Here is a 16115-nt window from a genome sequence, read left to right on the forward strand (position 1 = left end):
CGGGTTCACTCGGCTGGGCGGCCAGTGCTGCGATATCCACGCACTGGCCACTCAGAACAGCTCGCCGAGCGCGAGCCGACGCACGTCACCCAGATGCCCGTCGAGTTCACCGAGCTCGAAGCGGGACATCCCGATCACGTGCCAGACCTGGCCGGCGACGTCCCCGGCGAACTTGTACCGCCCGTCCGGTGCGATGGCCGCCCACCCGGAGTCGAGCCCGACCAGCGTGACGGTCGGCGCCCGGGTGGCCTCGGCCTGCCGGGAGACGTCCCACAGGCGGGCGGTGCCGTCGTCGCCACAGCTCACCAGCAGCCGGCCGTCCGGCGAGACGTCGATCGACCAGATCCGGCGGGTGTGCCCGGCCAGGGCCGCGATCTGCCGGCCGGAACGCGGGTCCCACAGCCTGATGAGAAGGTCGTCTCCGGCGGTGGCGAGGAAGCTGCCGTCCGGGCTGAACGCGGCGGCCCACAGGCGCGCCGTCCCATCCCCGAGGACGTGCAGGCACGTCCCGGAGGCGACGTCCCAGATCCGGGCTGTCCCGTCGTTGCTCGCGCTGGCGAGGTGGCACCCGTCGGGACTGAAACGGACGGCGTAGACCCGGTCGGTGTGCCCTTCGAGGATCAGGGGCGGGCCTGCCTTCCAGTCCTCCGGCCGGCTGGGGACCTTCGCCTCGACCGGCCACAGCCGCACCAGCCGGTCATCGCAGCCGGAGGCCAGGATCCGGCGGTCCGGACTGAAGGCCAGGGACCGCACCCGGCCGTTGTGGTCGGCGAGGGTGAGCAGGTGCCGCCCTGTTGTGCGGTACCAGAGCTGGACGGAGTCGTCGTCGTTGGCGGTGGCGAGAACGTCGCCGTCGGAGTCGTAGGCCTCGGCCCAGACGTGCTCGGTGCCCACCCGCACCTCGCGTTCGTACACCCCGATCTCGAACGCCCCGACGTCAGACGCATCGACGTCGTCGGCGCCGAGGCCGCCGGACTGGTCCGCGCCGCCGGCGGGCTCCGTGGAACTCTCGTCCAGCTCGCCGAGTGCCTCGGCGACGGGCTGCAGGTTCCACACATGGGCGGAGCCGGCGCTGCTGCTCGCCGTGATCCGGTGGTCGACCGGGCTGAACAGAGCGGAGACGACGCGGTCGGAGATGCCGCCGAGCTGGCCGAGTCGCCGGCCGGTCCGCGGGTCCCACACCCGGACCAGCCCGTCGTTGCCGCACACCGCCACCAGCCGGCCGTCCGAGCTGAAGCGGACCATCGTGTTGCGGCGGCCGTGCCCGGTCACCGTCGTTCGGCAGGTCCCCGTCCGGGTCTCCCAGATCCTCGCGGTCCCGTCGTTGCTCGCGGTCACCAGGCGCTGGCTGTCGCCTCGGAACACCTGCGGCCACACCGAGCCCCGGTGACCGCCGAGGGTGTGCAGACGGATGTCGGTGGCGGTGCTCGTCAGCTGCACCACACCGTCGCTGTCGCCGGAGCTGAGAATCGTGTCGTCGGGGCTGTAGGCGACCCGGTAGACGGCGCCGGTGTGCCGCACGACGACCCGCCCCTCGCCGGTGCGCAGGTCCCACACCCGCACCACGCCGCGGGTGTCGCCGCTTGCGAGCTCGGCGCCGTCCGACCGGTAGTCCAGGGTGTACACGGCGTTCTCGTGGCCGCGCAGGACCTGCCGGAGCCGGCCGGTGGCGCTGTCCCAGCGGCGGATGTCCCCCTGGCCGTCGGCGGTCGCCAGCTCCGAGCCGTCCGCGGCGAAGGCCAGCCGGAACACGCTGCCCGCGTGCCCGCCGAGCACCTTCACCAGCCTGCCGTCATAGGGGTTCCACAGCCGGACCGTTCCGGTGTCGTCCCCGATCGCGAGCAGCCGGGCGGTGGGGTGGAAGGCGGCGCTCCAGACCCGTTCCCCGTGGCCGGGCAGGGTGTGCCTGATCTCCCGCGCGGCCATGTCCCACACCCGGACGCTGCCCCCGCGGTCGCCGTTGACGAGCAGCACGCCGTCCGGGCTGAGCGCGACGGGCCAGATCCAGTCCTGGTGCCCGCGCAGGTCGCCGAGCGGCTCGCCGGCCCGGGAGTCCCACAACCGGATCACCCGGTCGATCGACACGGTCACGATGTGGTCGTCGTTCTGAGCCACGGCGTACACCCGACCCGTGTGGCCCTGCAGTGTCCGCAGCGGCCGGCCGTCGGTGTCGCAGACGAGTGCGCCGCCGTCCTCACCGGCGATCACCATGATCGAACCGTCCGGGCTGTAGCTGACCGGCGTGGGGAGCCGGCCGGTCTCGAAGCCGAAGTTGACGCTGACCGCGGGCGGCGCCAGCCCGATCTCGACCTTGCCGCCCGGCATGACGGCGGCGCCGGACGCCCGTGCCCGGGCGACGAGCTCGGGCGCGGCACCGGCGTTGATCACCAGGGCCCGCGGCCAGCGGCTCCCCGCGAACCGCACGTCCCGCAGGTCGGCACCGAGCAGACGGGCGCCGGTCAGGTCCGCCTCGCGCAGATCCGCGCCGCGCAGCTTCGCGCCGTCGAGGCAGGCGCCTGCCAGGGTGGCCCCGCGCAGAGTCGCGCCGGTCAGGTCGGCGCCGATCAGCCGGGTCTCGGCGAGGTCGGCGCCGGTGAGGTCGACGCCCCGCAGCTCACGGTGCGAGAGGTCCTCGCCGCGCATCGAGGCGCCGCGCAGGTCACCACGGACCGGGGTGCGCATCCGAACGTTGATCTTCACCGCGTTCGCCCGGGAGGTCTCGTCGGACGCCGGGTTGTCGAGCACGCTGCTGGCCCAGCTCCGGAGCGCCTTCGGATCGGCCAGGTCGCAGAGGAACTCGACCGTGAGCGCGGACAGCTGACGGTGCCCCAGCGGCTCCGCGACACCCGCCAGGGCCAGGGCCACCGCGGTGGCCACTGCGACGGTGGACGTCCGGGCGCCACCGCCGGACGAGACGGCCGTCGCGATCTCGTTGGCGACGAGCCACTCCGCCACCGAGGAGTGGATGAAGCCGAACAGGCCGTCCTCGGTGCGGACCAGCAGGCTTCCGGCACCGAGCGCGTGCTCGGTCTGGGCCGGGGACGGGCGTTCCTCCGTCATGCCGGCCAGGGTCTGCGCGACCTCGCGCAGATCGGACAGCCGCAGCAGCTGCTCCTCCGTTGTCCACAGCCGCAGCGCCAGGGTCGTCACGGCCGTCCACATGTCGGTCAGTCCCAGCCCCGGTGGGCTGCCTGCGACGCCGTGGGTGCGGTTGATCTCGAAGGCGAGCCAGCTGTCGAGGATCTCCCGGTAGAGGCTGGCAGCGCTGATCGTGTCGTGGGCACCGGCGACCCGGGTGAGCCGCTCGGCGGGCAGGTCCGCGATGAAGCTGAGCATCCGAGGGTTGCGGGACAGCCCGATCAGGTCCCGGATGCCGTTGATGAGGCGCATGCGGGTGTCGGCGGTGGCCTCGTCCCGGTAACGGTTGCGCAGGTAGTCATGGATCTGGGACGAGCCGAAGTCCTCGATGGTGAGCACCCGGCGCCGCGGGAGGAGCCCGACGCGGTGGCCGAGCCCGGTCAGCACCTGCTCGTCGGTCCGGAAGTGATGGGTGCGGCTCGCGACGATCACCTTCGCGTTGCCCTCGGTGGCCTCGATGATCGTCGCGAGGTGCTCGGTGGCCCGCTCGTAGGTCACCCGGCTCGCCAGTTCGTCGAACCCGTCGAAGAGCAGCACGATCCTGCCTTCGCGCAGCATGTAGCGGAACGCCTGCAGGTCGGCGAGGCTCTGCCCGTGGTTGGCCAGGTGCGCGGCGACAAGGCCGTCCATGGAATGTGCCTTGTCGAGGGCCCGCAGCTCGATGAAGATCGGTGTCAGGTGGGGCAGCTCGGCCGGGATCCGGCGGGCCACCTCCCGCAGCGCGAAGGTCTTCCCTCGGCCGAAGTCACCGAGGACCAGGACGAACCGGCCCTCCTCCTCGGCGACCAGCCGCATCAGCTCCTCGCTCAGGCCCTCCCGGACGGTGCGGGTCGCGCCGACCATCTCCCGGAACCGTTGCGGGACGTACAGCGACGGCGGGTAGCGCCGGTCGGCGGCGATGTCGGCGCTCTGGCGGGCGACGAACTCGCGCAGGTCGAGCAGACCCTGGAACTCCAGGAAGCTGCGCAGCCGGATCCCCCACCGCTTCGCCTCCAGGCGCAGCCCCGGGGAGGGCGGCACGGAGCAGATCAGCTCGGTCTCGCCGTCCGGGTCGAGGGCCCGCACCCGGTCGGCGAAACGCTCGAGGTCGGTGTGGGTGAGCTCACCGACATGCGCGCCGATGCGGACCACCGGCGTCACGCCGTCACCCGGGCGGGTGACGACCAGGTGCGGCGCCTCACCGTCGACGCGCCGGATGCGCGCACGCTCGTTGCTGACCCGGCAGACCTCGGCGACCTGCTCCAGCAGCTCCTCGGCCGGGTCGGGAGCCGCCACCGTCCGCGGATCGTCGCCGCCGGCGATCGCTCCGGACGGGTCGGCGGGGCCGGGGTCGCCGTGCCCGGTCGTCCCGGGCCGGGCCGCGGAGAAGGCCGCGCCCACCGACACCCACCGGTGCGCCCGCCAGGCCTCGGTCTGCTTCCCGTCTGCACCCTCCCGCCAGGAACGCAGGCCGTCCTGACGGATCTCGAGCAGCTGGAGGCCCTCCCGGGCCGGGGGTGTCACGACGACCGGAGCGAGACCGGGAGCCGTGTCCCCGCGGCCGGTGATCAGGAGGTTGAGCCGGGGACCCAGTTTCTCCCGGAGCAGCTGGGTGTCGCGGATCGTGTCGGTGCGGGAGACCGACGGCGCGGCCAGAGCGTGGTGCGCCACCCCGATCCGCAGCCAGTTGTCGTCCTCGAAGAGCGCGAGGTGCCGTTCCAGGGAGGCTGCCTGTTCTGCGCCGACCAGACCGTGGTCATCCTCGTCCCGGTGGCTCTGCGCGATCGTCGTGTTGATCCCGGCCAGCACCACGGCAAGATCCGGGACGGGCAGCAGGTGCCACGGCTGCGCCGGGTCGAACAGGGCGCCGTCCACCTCCTGGTAGAACTCGGCGACCATCCGGCTGTAGTGGCGCCATTTCGGCCAGTAGGGGCGGCGCGGTTCGTTGTCGTCCGCCCTGCAGGTGGCGAAGTACGCCTCGGACGCCGCGTGGGAGACGTCATGTCGACCCGGCACGAGCAGGATGCGCCGGGTCTCCAGGCTCAGCATCGCGCGCAGGTCGCTCACGAAGTCCAGCGCGGCGTCGAACTGGCGCCGGGTACCGCTCTCGGTGAGATCCCCGGCGATCACCACCAGGTCGGGGGCGGGCCCGCCCGCCCGCTCGATGGCGGCGAGCCGCCCCCAGATCCGGTCCCGCAGGCCGGCGGCGTCGGTCCGCCCGAAGCGGGGGCCGGGCAGGTGCAGCACCGTCACCGAGCCCGCCGGGCGCCTGCGGGTCGGCTGGGTCGGCGGGAAGGCCGGCGGGATGCGGGGACGGCGGCGCTCAGGCCGGTCGACCGCCACGCCGACGGCGGCTGCCGCGGGGGCCTTCTCCAGCGGGTAGGGGGGTCTGACCGCGGGCTTCGCCCGGCCGGCTACCGACTCGGCCACCCCGTCGAGCAGGCGACGGTGAGCCTCGTCGGCATCCAGCACACCGGCGAGATCGACGAAGGTCACGACCGCCAGGAAGCCGTCAAGGGGCGCGTCGTCCGTGCGCACGGTGATGAGCCGGCCCTTCGGATCCTTCGGGTTCCCACGCATCGCGGTCTGCCATTCGAGCATGCCCCAGCGCGACTTCAGGTAGTGGTGGGACATGACCGCGATGACGACGTGGGCCTCGGTGACCCCGCGGTCCATGAACTCCATGAAGTTGGTTCCCGGGACGAAGTCCCAGGCCTGCAGCACCGTGTGGTACCCGGCGTCCTCCAGCTCCCAGGCGATCCAGCTCGCCCAGCGGACGTCCGTCGGCGAGTAGCTGATGAAGAAGGACGGCGGCCGGACCGCTTCGCCCGCCGGCCCCGCCAGCCCCGCGGCAGCGGCCGCGTCGGCCGCGTCGGCCGCGTCGGCGGCCATCAGGTCAGCCCCGGGACACGGATGTCAGGGAGCTCCGGCTCGAGCGCGGCCGCGGTCTTGACGATGCTCAGCAACGTGTCGACGTGCCCGGGCCGGGCCGCGACGAACGAACGGCGGCGTGCGGCCTGCCCGATGCGGCCGTCGAAATGGCCGCCGTCGAGCGTCAGGACGGTCACGCCGGCCTCGACGGCGAGCAGATAGCCGGCCGGCAGATCGACCTCCTCGGCGCAGTAGCCGATGAAGCCGTCGATGTCGTCCCGCGCGAGCATCGACCAGGAGGCGAGCGGCGCCCAGAGGGGCAGTATGCGCAGCGCCGCCGCGTCGAGCACGTACTTCAGGGCCCGGGCCGCGATGTTGTGCCGGCCGACCTGGTAGCCCTGGGTCCAGGCGATCGTGAGGCTGTGGTCGCACCCCTTCGCGCGGGCCCTGGCCGCGTGCCCGCCGCGGGGACCGTGCATCCCCCCGCCCCGCAGCGCCGACCAGGTGCGCCCCGCGACCGGGTCGTGCACGACGCCGACCGTGGGCTGCCGGTCCGAACACAGCGCGACGCCCACCACGTAGTTCGGCATCCCGATCGCAATGTTGTTGGTGCCGTCGAGCGGGTCTATCAGCCACTCCCAGCGGCTCTGGGGCCCGGAGGCCCCGCCCTCCTCCCCGCGGATCCGGTGGTCCGGGAAGCTCGCCCTGATCCGCTCCCGGATGATCTCCTCGGCCGCCGTGTCAAGCACGGTTGCCAGGTCGCCGGCCGAGCCCTTCGCCGCCACACCGAGCTCGCCCAGGGCAYGACCGCGCAGCATGGCCCCCGCCGTCTCGGCGGCCTCCACGGCGACGACACGGGCATGGTCGAGGTCGAGGCCGGCATCCCACCGGTACCCGGGCGACCGGCTGATGGCGCTCACGTCTCTCCCTCGACGGTCATGGTGACGTATTCGCAGGTGACGGCGRCTAACAGCCGCTCGACCAGACCCTCGGCCGTCGCGGCGCGGAGATGCTCCGCCGCCCGATGCGCCAGCTGTTCGGTTTCTTCAGGATCGCAGTAGCGGCGACGCCGACAATGCGAGCCGGTACTCGGTGGGCCCAGCGAGCGGTCGGTACCGCCGGGCCGACTCAGGCCGATGACCATTGTGCACGCCTCGCCTCCCGGAACCACTGTGCGGTGGAAGACCCCTGCAGCCAGATGATAGATGTCCCGCGCGTTGTTGAGCCGCGTCTCTCCCATGCGGACCACCACGAGATCCCGGCTGGCGTGGATCTCGTCGAACTCGGGAAGACTCCGCACCTCGAAAACCCGGTAAGCCTCGCTTGCTTTTATATCAAGCACATCAAGGCACTGATTAAGGACGGAACCTTCCAGGACCAGACTGTGCAGGTCCCAGCTATGGCAGTGGAACGGTGATGTGGTCAGATCGGTGCCAACCGAGGCGGTGGTCCACATATGGACACACAATCCGACCGCACCACGCAGGACGGGTAGGCACGCGAARCCGAGAGGATGCCGGAGCGCGAGCGGGCGAGGGTGCACCGATGCGTTTTCCCGGTCGAGGATGTATTTTTCGACGGCGGTGGCGACAGATGCGCGGATGTCCGCGACCGAAAGGATGGGGGCGGTCGCCGTGGCATTCATCGTGATCCTCACGCATACGGGTTGCGGGCACGAATCGCGCGGTCGATGATGTCCTCGACCTCGACGTCCGGAAGACCCGCCGGCAGCGGGACGGCCAGGCAGTCGAGCAGGGCCCGCGCCTCGCCGATCCGGGGCTCCTCGCTCAGCGGCGCCTGGTCAGCGAGCTCCATCGGCACGCGCCTGGCCTGGTCGAGGCTTTTGCGGAGTTCGATCCGCCAGCTGTCGTACTGGCGCCCACCCCGGCGGATCAGAGTGCTCGCGGCGCCCGGGTCGTCCTGGGTGATGATCAGGCAGTGCGAGGAGAGGTCCCAGCGAAACGTCGTCATGACCGGGGACAGCCGCACGTCGATGTCGAGGAGGTTGAACCGCTGCTCGTACCAGGCAGCAGCCAGAATCATCGCGTAGGCCTCGTTGCGGGTGCGCCGGAACGTCCATTCCTGGCCGGTGCCGTCCGGCCCGGGTGACATGTCCCGGCGAAACCGTGCGTACCGTTCACAGACCAGGCGGTCGGTCGGGTCGATGATCTCGACGGACATCTTGAGTTCCCGGCGCCCTCGCCGCGCCGCCTCCACGCAGCTGGGCAGGGTCACCGCCCTCATGTACGTTCCGGTGCCTCCCTTGAACATCCATTCCCGGGTGTCCGCGCGGGCCTCGGCGAGAGCGTCGGTGACCTCCGTTCCGGAGATGACCCGGATCTTCAGGGTCTCGTCCAGGGCGACCCGGGCGAGCTCGAGGGTGTGYCCCACACCATTCAGTCGGGCGACCTGCGGGGTCAGTGGGGTCAGGACCTCGTCCAGGTGCTGCCGGGAGGCGGAGAGAGCTCTTTCCACGGTCTCGCCGTGCGCGCGGTCACGTAGTACCGCCGCTGCCAGCAGCGCCAGTACCAGCAGGATCGAACTGTTCACGGCATCGACGTCGAGTACGTCGACCAGGCTGAGGATGGCCACCACGAAGGCCACGGCGAGCGAGATAAGACTCTCCGCGTAGCGGCCGAGCCAGCCCCCGAGGCGTCCCATGCGACGAATCGTAGAGGGATATTCCTCGCACTCATACCGTCCAAAGACGGGTTTGACCAGGTATTCCAGGAAGGATTATGGAAACGGTTGCTTTCCTCGAGATGGTGGACGCGGCACAGCCACGGCTGGCGCCGGGTCAGAACGTGGTGCGGTCCTCGAGGTCTCCGGCGTCGTGCCCGGCCTCGCCGGAGAGGATGTGGAAGGGCGGGCAGACGCCGGTGGAGTGGTGGGCCGCGGCCTCCAGAGCCTTGCGGACCCGTTCCTCGGGCTCCTCGCCGACCGTGCTGTGCAGTGAGCCGCGGGCGTACTCCTCGCCACAGCCGGCCGCGTCGTAGTTGTCGACGGTGCGGCCGATCTGGTAGTCGGAGTCGATCCGGTACAGCTGCCCCCGGATGCCGACCAGGAACTGCCCGCCGGACTCGTTGCCGGCGTCGTTGCGGGCGAAGCCGCCGTCGCGCAGGCAGTCGCGGACGACCGAGACGAACTCGGTGGCCATGAAACGATCGAGATCCCAGGTGTGCGGGACGGGCGGGACGAGGCTGTACCGCAGCAGCTGGCCCATGCGGAACGAGTCCGTGAAGCCCATGATGAACTCGCCGTTGCGAAACACCTTCGTATCCGCACGGACCGTGATCGACCAGCCGGCGACGCCAGCGCTGTCTCCCCCGATCACGACCCGGCCGTCGTGCTCCACACCGACGATGCAGGTCACGGTTCAGATGTTATCGGGTGGTTCGGAGGCCCGGACGGCGCCCGCCGCCGCACCCTCCGCCGGGCGCACAGAACCCGTCCGATGACGGTTTTCGCGGCCGAGACACAGCCGGCCTGGTGATCACCGGGTGGTCAACTGGTGGTCACCTGGCGATCAGCGGGCGGCGGCGACGCCGGGCAGGATCACCCGGTGGGAGCCGGTGTAGAGGTTCATCGACGAGCCCCGGACGAAACCGGCGAGGGTCATCCCGCTCTCCTCAGCGAGGTCGACCGCGAGTGCGGACGGTGCCGACACCGCGGCGAGCACCGGAATCCCGGCGAGCAGCGCCTTCTGCACCAGTTCGAAGGACGCGCGCCCGCTGACCAGCAGCACGTGGCCGCGCAGTGGCACCATCCCCGCCCGCGCGGCCCACCCGACGACCTTGTCGACCGCGTTGTGCCGGCCGACGTCCTCACGGACGGCCAGGACGCCGCCGTCGGGGTCGGCGAGCGCCGCCGCGTGCAGGCCGCCGGTGGCGGCGAACAGGCGCTGCGCGCGGCGCAGCCGCCCGGGCAGGTCGGCGAGCACCTCGGCGGTGATCCGCAGCGGATCGTCGCGGATGTCGTACCGCCCGCGCAGCCGCACCGCGTCGATGCTGGCGCGGCCGCACACGCCGCACGAGCTGGTGGTGTAGAAGTTGCGGCGCAGGTCGACCTCGGGCTCGGGCACGCCGGCGGCGAGCGTCACGTCCAGCACGTTGTAGGTGAGCCGGCCCTCCTCGTCGACGGAGCCCTCGGGGCCGGCGCAGTAGCGCATGCCCGCGATGTCGGCGGCGGTGGCGATCAGGCCCTCGCCGAGCAGGAAGCCGACCGCGAGATCCATGTCGTCGCCCGGGGTTCGCATGGTGACGGCCAGGGGCTGGCCGCCGACGCGGATCTCCAGCGGTTCCTCCCCGACCACCGTGTCCGGCCGCAGGACCGGCTCCGCGCCCAGAGTCACCCGCATGACCCGACGTCGCGTGCTTGCTCGCCCCATAGGGTCACCGTCCTCCAGGTGGGTCGCGAAATCCATCATGTCGAGCCTTCGACGCGGTCGTTCCGCGCCGGTCACCCAGGCATATCGGGACGGATGGTAGGAAAGCGCCCATCGGGGGTCTGGTAAGCGAACCAACCCGCCGGTGGACCAGCCGGCCGGCCACGCCGCCGGCGCGCGGGGAGGCGGAGACGCGGGTGTCTGGTCGCTGACGCATCGACCCTGGACAGCATCCACCTGCTAGAGCTATGTGAAAGTCACGGACTCGACGACGAGGGGACGAAAACGCCATGGGTATGAAGCGCTTCATGTCACGGCTCGGAGTGGGCGCCGCCGAGGTGGAGACGGTGCTGGACCGCCCGGAGACCCTGCCGGGCGCGGTGGTGACCGGCCAGACCACGATCACCGGCGGAAAGGTCGACCAGGAGATCGAGAAGATCCTGGTCGCGCTGGAGGCGACGGTCGAGGTCGAGACGGAGGACTCCACCTGGTACGAGCAGGTGACCTTCGGGACCCAGCAGATCGGCGGCGGTTTCGTGATCCGCGCCGGTGAGCAGCAGTCCGGCCGCTTCGAGCTGGCGGTGCCGTGGCAGACGCCGATCACCGACGTGGGCGGCTGGCACCTGCACGGCATGAAGATCGGCGTGCGCACGACGCTGTCGATCCCCGGCGCGCTGGACCCGGGCGATCTCGACCCGGTGAACGTGCACCCGCTGCCCGTCCAGGAGGCGGTCCTCGCCGCACTCGGCGACCTGGGTTTCCAGTTCCGGTCGGCGGACGTCGAGAAGGGCCGGCTGCACGGCTCGGACCTGCCCTTCTACCAGGAGATCGAGCTGAAGCCGTCCGGTGAGTACGCCCGCCGGGTCAAGGAGCTGGAGGTCACCTTCCTGGTGGACGGCGCCGGCATGGACATCGTCCTGGAGGCGGACCGCCGCGGCGGGCTGCTCCACTCCGGCGGCGACCAGCTGAGCCGGTTCCGGGTGGGCCACCACGACACCGACCGCCAGGCTCTCGCCGGCGCGCTGCACCAGCAGCTCCAGGCCCTCGGCGCTCGCCGCGGCTGGTTCTGAGTCTGCTTCCGGTCACCCGTGTACTGGTTCGCACCACCGTTGTGCGGACCGTGACCACGCAGGCGGCAACTTTCGGTGCTCCGGCGGCGACAGACAGAGCGGAAGCATCGGAAGGAGCGGCAACGCCGGGCAGGGGTGGGAACGGTCGGCTGTGCCGCCGCTGAAGGGACGGCTCGATGACACGTCAGACGGACCCCACCCGCCGGAGCTGGCGCAGCCGGCGAAGAGACAGGCGACGAGACGGCCGTCCGGCGGCCCCGGCCGCGGTACGCATCGGCTGGGGGTTTCCCGCACTCACCGCGGTCCTGCTGGCCGCGACGGGCGCGCTGCTCGCCGGCCCGCTGACCGAGGGCTCACCGGACCGCCTCGCCGACACGGCCACCACCGCGGCGGACGCCTCGACGCTGTTCGCCGACGACTTCGAGGACGGTGACCTCTCCGGCTGGTCCAGGTCGGGGGGCTCCTGGTCGGTCGTCGCCGACGGTTCGAAGGTCCTGCGGCAGGACAAGGCCGGCAGTGTTCTCGCGCGCCAGTTCGCGGGCTCGACGTCCTGGACGGATGTCACCGTCCAGGCGCGGGTGCGGCCGGCCGGTTTCCCGCCGGGTGGCGGGCTGGCCGGTGTCGCGGCCCGGGCGTCGAGCAACACGACCTTCGTGCGTCTGGCGCTGGTCGCCCCCGGCCGGGTGGAGCTGCAGTCGGTCGCCAGCGGGCGGATCACGGTCGTCGGGGCGGCCACCCTGGCCGTGACCCCCGGCCGGTGGTACGCCCTGGCGCTGACCGTCAGCGGCACCACCGCCCGCGGCTTCGTCGACGGCCAGCCGGTCGCGTCGGGTCCGGTGCCGGCCGGGCGCGGCCGGATCGCGCTGATGACCGCGCTCGCCGCCGCCTCGTTCGACGACGTGACGGTGACCCCGGCAACCGGCACGGGCACCGGCACTCCGGCGCCGACCTCCCCGGCGGCGACCTCTCCGGCGGCGACTTCGCCGGGCTCCGCCACGCCCGGTCCGACACCGACAGTCCGGCCGACCACGCCGACCACGCCGACCCCGAGCCCGACCCGGCCGGCAACCCCGCCCGCTCCCCCCGCCTCGCCACCACCCGCCACGACCGGCCCACTGCCCAGCTGGCCGGCGGCGACGGGGGACGTCCGTGTCGACAGCACGATCTCGGTGTCCGGCACGTTCGATGGCGGGCTGCGGCGCTACTCCGGTGTCAGCGACGGTGGGCAGGAGGAGGGCCAGGACCCGATCTTCGTCGTCGCCGACGGCGGAGTGGTCCAGAACGTCATCATCGGTACCCCGGCTGCGGACGGCATTCACTGCCGGGGCACCTGCACGCTGCGCAACGTCTGGTGGGAGGACGTCGGTGAGGACGCCGCCACCTTCAAGGGCACCGCGGCGTCGCAGACGATGACCATCGACGGCGGCGGCGCGCGGGCGGCGTCGGACAAGGTGTTCCAGCACAACGGGCCCGGCACCATGATCATTCAGAACTTCCAGGTGCGGGACTTCGGCAAGCTGTACCGCTCGTGCGGCAACTGTTCCAGCCAGCACCGCCGCGCGGTGATCGTCCGCAACGTCGTGGTGACCGCCCCCGGCAAGACGCTCGTCGGCATCAACACGAACTACGGCGACACGGCGCAGCTGTCCGGGATCACGATCGTCGGCGACAGCAGCCGCCGGATCAGTGTCTGCGACCGCTACACCGGCAACAGCAGCGGCTCCGAGCCGACGAAGACCGGCAGCGGGGCCGACGGCACCTACTGCCGCTACACCGCCGCCGACATCACCTACCGGTAGGCGAGCGACCGGGCGTGCCGGCCGGCCGGGTCCTCACCGGCCGGCCGGCACGCCCGGATCAGTCGGCGTCGCCAGGTTCCGGGTAGCGGATGACCACGTTGCCGCTGCCGGTCCTGGCCCGCAGCTGACGGGCCGCCGCCGGGTCGGTGGGCACGCCGATCCGGGAGGTGCCCGAGCCCGTGTGGAAGTCCGTCGCATACGGCCCGCTGCCGACCGGCAGGATCATCTCCACGTTCCCCGAACCGGTCCGGACGGCGACGTCCTCGGGGGTCCGGTCCAGCTCGACGCGCACGTTGCCGGAGCCGGTGGACGCCTCGACCTGACCGGCGGTGACGCGCCGGGCGTCGACGTCACCGGACCCGGTGGACAGGGTGAGGACGCCTCCGGTTCCGTCCACCCGCACCGAGCCGGAGTCGGTGTGCAGCGTGGCGGCGGCGATGAGGCCCGTCGCCGTGATGGGGCCGGAGCCGGTCCGGGCGGACACCGGGATGCCCGCCGGCACCCGCAGGTCGAGCGACGCCTCGCAGGACCAGAGCTGGATGCCGCAGCTCGTGTCGACGAACAGGATGCCGTCGCGGACCACCGTCGACATCCGCGGGACCGTGACGGCGCCGGACAGCCGGCCCTCGACCGTGACGGCGCCGCCGGGGGCGCCGGTGAGCTGGATCCGGCCGGCGCCCGCCAGCACGCGGATCTGCTGGACGCCGGTGGCGAAGCTGTGCCGCTCGACCTGCTGCACGGTGCCGGATGTCCAGTCGACGAGCTGCAGGCCGGCCAGCGCCGTCGCGGCGGCGGCGAGCACCGCGCCGGCGGCGAGCGCGGCGATCCGGCCGCGGCCGTGCCTCGCCGTCATCGCGTTCTCCGTGGCGGTCATCTGCTTCCTCCGGTCATCGCCCACGGCAGTTCCATCCGCAGCGCGGTCCCGCTGCCGGGCGGGCTGACGAGGACGATGTCGCCGTCGACGGCTCGGGCACGGTCCCGCAGGCCGGCGATGCCCGTCCCGCCGTCCTCGCGGGCGCCGCCGCGGCCGTCGTCTGCGACCTCCACCGCCAGCCGGTCGCCGACGCGGCGCACCGCGACGCGGACCCGGGTGGCCTGCGCGTGGTGCGCGACGTTGGTCAACGCCTCGGCGACGAAGAAGTACGCGACGGACTCGGTGGCGATGTCCAGCCGCCCGCCGATGTCGATGTCGAGCGTGACCGGCACCGGGGAGCGGGCGGCGAGACCGGACAGCGCCGCGTCGAGGCCACGGTCGGTGAGCACCGACGGATGGATCCCGCGGGCCAGGTCACGCAGCTCGACCAGCGCCCGCTTGGCCTCGGTGTGTGCCTCGGCGACCAGGCCGCGGGCACCCTCCGGGTCGTCGGTGAACCGCTCCTGGGCCCGGCCCAGGGTCATCGCGACCGAGACCAGGCGTGCCTGCGCGCCGTCATGCAGGTCGCGTTCGATGCGCCGGCGTTCGGCAGTGGCCGCGGCGACCATGYCGGCGCGGCTGGCCTCGAGGTCCTCAACCCGGGCCTGCAGGTCGGGCTCGACCGACGGGGACAGCACCAGCCTCGCGACCGCGAAGTGCGCCACGGCCACCCCTCGGGCGACCCACGGGGCCGCGAGCAGAGCGGCGATCCCGATCACCAGGTGGAGTGCCAGCGACCCCGGGTAGCCGAGGTCCAGGCCGAGGAAGCGGCCGGAGTCGGCCAGCCCGTGCCCGTACAGCGGGAACAGCGTGAACGACAGGCCAGCGCCCCAGACCACGAACACCAGCCAGGCGCCGAGCCACCCGAACAGCGGCAGCACCACCAGTGCGTACAGCACCTCCAGCCAGGCCGCCGGGCTGGTCATCCGCAGCACGCCCCGGCCGAGCCGGCCGGGCACGAGGTCCGGGGGTGTCCCGGGAGGCACCGAGCCCGCCCGCGGCCGCAGCCACAGCCGCCACCCCAGCACCGCCCTGAACCGCCAGGCGTCGACGACGGCACCGGTCCGGGCGGCCACCAGGCAGAACCACAGCAGCGGCAGGCCGAACAGGGCCACGAAGAGCAGTGGCACCCCGACGACCAGGCTGACGAGCACCACGACGAACGCCACCGTCGCGACCACCGCGGACTGGGCGACGAAGATCGTCGCCATCCACGTCTGCGGCCCGTAGGCCGATCGGGCCAGGCGCCGGACCACTACAGGGACCCGCACCCCGCCTCACCTCCCGCCCCATCCGCCGCCGGTCGGGCATCCCGCGCCCGGCCGGCGTGTCGTACGGCCCCATGACCGGCCGTTGACGCGACGGTAAATCACGCGGACCGGGCCCCACGACCGAGCTGGCTGGTCGGTTTGCCCTGGGGCTAGCCATACCTCGGCGCCACGCGGGACGACGGCCGGGCGGATCAGTGGCAGTGGGAGAGGATCAGAGGCGGCGGGAGAAGTGGAAGGCCGGGATCGTGAAGCCGCTGCGCAGCAGGAGCCGGTGGGCGTCGTGCAGATGGGTGCCGGAGTCGAGGTGGATCTGGGCGCAGCCCAGGCGCCGGGCCTCGCGTTCGAGCCAGGCCAGCAGCCGGGTGGCGTGCCCCCGGCCGCGCATGTTCGGCATCGTGGTGAGGTCGTCCACGAGCAGGTAACGGCCGTAGGCGAGCGAGCTGTTCTCGCGGAACCCGATGGCCGCCACCACCCGGCCCGATTCGGCGTCCCACGACCCGACCAGGCGGTACCCCTGCGGCCGCTGGACCTCGTTCACCAGCCGCACGAATCCGGCCGAGGTCAGGTGTGGCCGCAGCTGTCGCATGGGATCGAACGCGAGCCAGGTACGTTCGGCCTCCAGCTCCTCTATCTTCACATTACGCTACGCTACAGCTCCACCGCGTGACGCGTGGGCGGCACCCCTCCCGC

At 72.2% G+C, this 16115-nt stretch carries 11 protein-coding genes; 2 read left to right on the forward strand and 9 right to left on the reverse strand.

The window, feature by feature from the left end:
- Positions 1-51 precede the first annotated feature (51 nt).
- From CC117_RS00210 to fdhD, 6 genes are all read right to left on the reverse strand, one after another.
- Entirely contained in the window at positions 52-6009 is a 5958-nt protein-coding gene (locus tag CC117_RS00210) for a TIR domain-containing protein (protein WP_084131133.1), read from the reverse strand.
- The gene (locus tag CC117_RS00215; protein ID WP_084131135.1) at positions 6009-6908 is read right to left on the reverse strand and encodes an inositol monophosphatase family protein; all 900 of its coding nucleotides are present in this window, start codon (positions 6906-6908) and stop codon (positions 6009-6011) included. Before CC117_RS00215 ends, CC117_RS00210 begins: the two co-directional genes overlap by 1 nt.
- Positions 6905-7633: a hypothetical protein gene (locus CC117_RS36955; RefSeq protein ID WP_131802982.1), complete on the reverse strand. Its 729-nt coding sequence runs from the start codon at positions 7631-7633 to the stop codon at positions 6905-6907. Before CC117_RS36955 ends, CC117_RS00215 begins: the two co-directional genes overlap by 4 nt.
- Positions 7634-7641: 8 nt before the next feature.
- Positions 7642-8649, reverse strand: a complete 1008-nt coding sequence (locus CC117_RS00225; protein WP_071081693.1) for a hypothetical protein — start codon at positions 8647-8649, stop codon at positions 7642-7644.
- Positions 8650-8785: 136 nt separating this feature from the next.
- Positions 8786-9361 carry an Ntn hydrolase family protein gene (locus CC117_RS00230; protein ID WP_071081694.1) on the reverse strand — a complete coding sequence of 192 codons (576 nt, stop codon included), beginning with the start codon at positions 9359-9361 and terminating at the stop codon, positions 8786-8788.
- Positions 9362-9514: 153 nt separating this feature from the next.
- Positions 9515-10375 (reverse strand): formate dehydrogenase accessory sulfurtransferase FdhD, encoded by an 861-nt coding sequence (gene fdhD / locus CC117_RS00235; protein WP_084131310.1) that lies wholly within the window; start codon positions 10373-10375, stop codon positions 9515-9517.
- A gap of 287 nt (positions 10376-10662) precedes the next feature.
- Between fdhD and CC117_RS00240 the strand changes: the two genes are divergently transcribed.
- Complete coding sequence (locus tag CC117_RS00240) at positions 10663-11442, forward strand: sporulation protein (protein WP_071081696.1); 780 nt, start codon at positions 10663-10665, stop codon at positions 11440-11442.
- Between the two features lie 176 nt (positions 11443-11618).
- A complete protein-coding gene (locus tag CC117_RS33905; RefSeq protein ID WP_084131137.1) occupies positions 11619-13241 on the forward strand; it encodes a pectate lyase in 1623 nt (540 codons plus the stop codon).
- 58 nt (positions 13242-13299) lie between these two features.
- Here the strand turns inward: CC117_RS33905 and CC117_RS00250 are convergent, their stop codons facing one another.
- The 3 genes from CC117_RS00250 to CC117_RS00260 form a co-directional block, all read right to left on the reverse strand.
- Positions 13300-14115, reverse strand: a complete 816-nt coding sequence (locus tag CC117_RS00250; RefSeq protein WP_241829703.1) for a DUF4097 family beta strand repeat-containing protein — start codon at positions 14113-14115, stop codon at positions 13300-13302.
- Positions 14112-15425, reverse strand: a complete 1314-nt coding sequence (locus CC117_RS00255) for a sensor histidine kinase (protein WP_321572562.1) — start codon at positions 15423-15425, stop codon at positions 14112-14114. Before CC117_RS00255 ends, CC117_RS00250 begins: the two co-directional genes overlap by 4 nt.
- Positions 15426-15636: 211 nt before the next feature.
- Positions 15637-16062, reverse strand: coding sequence for a GNAT family N-acetyltransferase (locus CC117_RS00260; RefSeq protein WP_071081697.1), 426 nt, complete (start codon positions 16060-16062; stop codon positions 15637-15639).
- Between the last annotated feature and the right edge of the window lie 53 nt (positions 16063-16115).

This window comes from Parafrankia colletiae (assembly GCF_001854655.1).
Classification (GTDB): Bacteria; Actinomycetota; Actinomycetes; order Frankiales; family Frankiaceae; genus Parafrankia; species Parafrankia colletiae.

Coding starts and splice junctions, on each gene's coding strand:
- CC117_RS00210 (WP_084131133.1), bottom strand. CDS start 6,009: ATGGCCGCCGACGCGGCCGACGCGGCCGACGCGGCCGCTGCCGCGGGG.
- fdhD (WP_084131310.1), bottom strand. CDS start 10,375: ATGGGGCGAGCAAGCACGCGACGTCGGGTCATGCGGGTGACTCTGGGC.
- CC117_RS00240 (WP_071081696.1), top strand. CDS start 10,663: ATGGGTATGAAGCGCTTCATGTCACGGCTCGGAGTGGGCGCCGCCGAG.
- CC117_RS33905 (WP_084131137.1), top strand. CDS start 11,619: ATGACACGTCAGACGGACCCCACCCGCCGGAGCTGGCGCAGCCGGCGA.
- CC117_RS00250 (WP_241829703.1), bottom strand. CDS start 14,115: ATGACCGCCACGGAGAACGCGATGACGGCGAGGCACGGCCGCGGCCGG.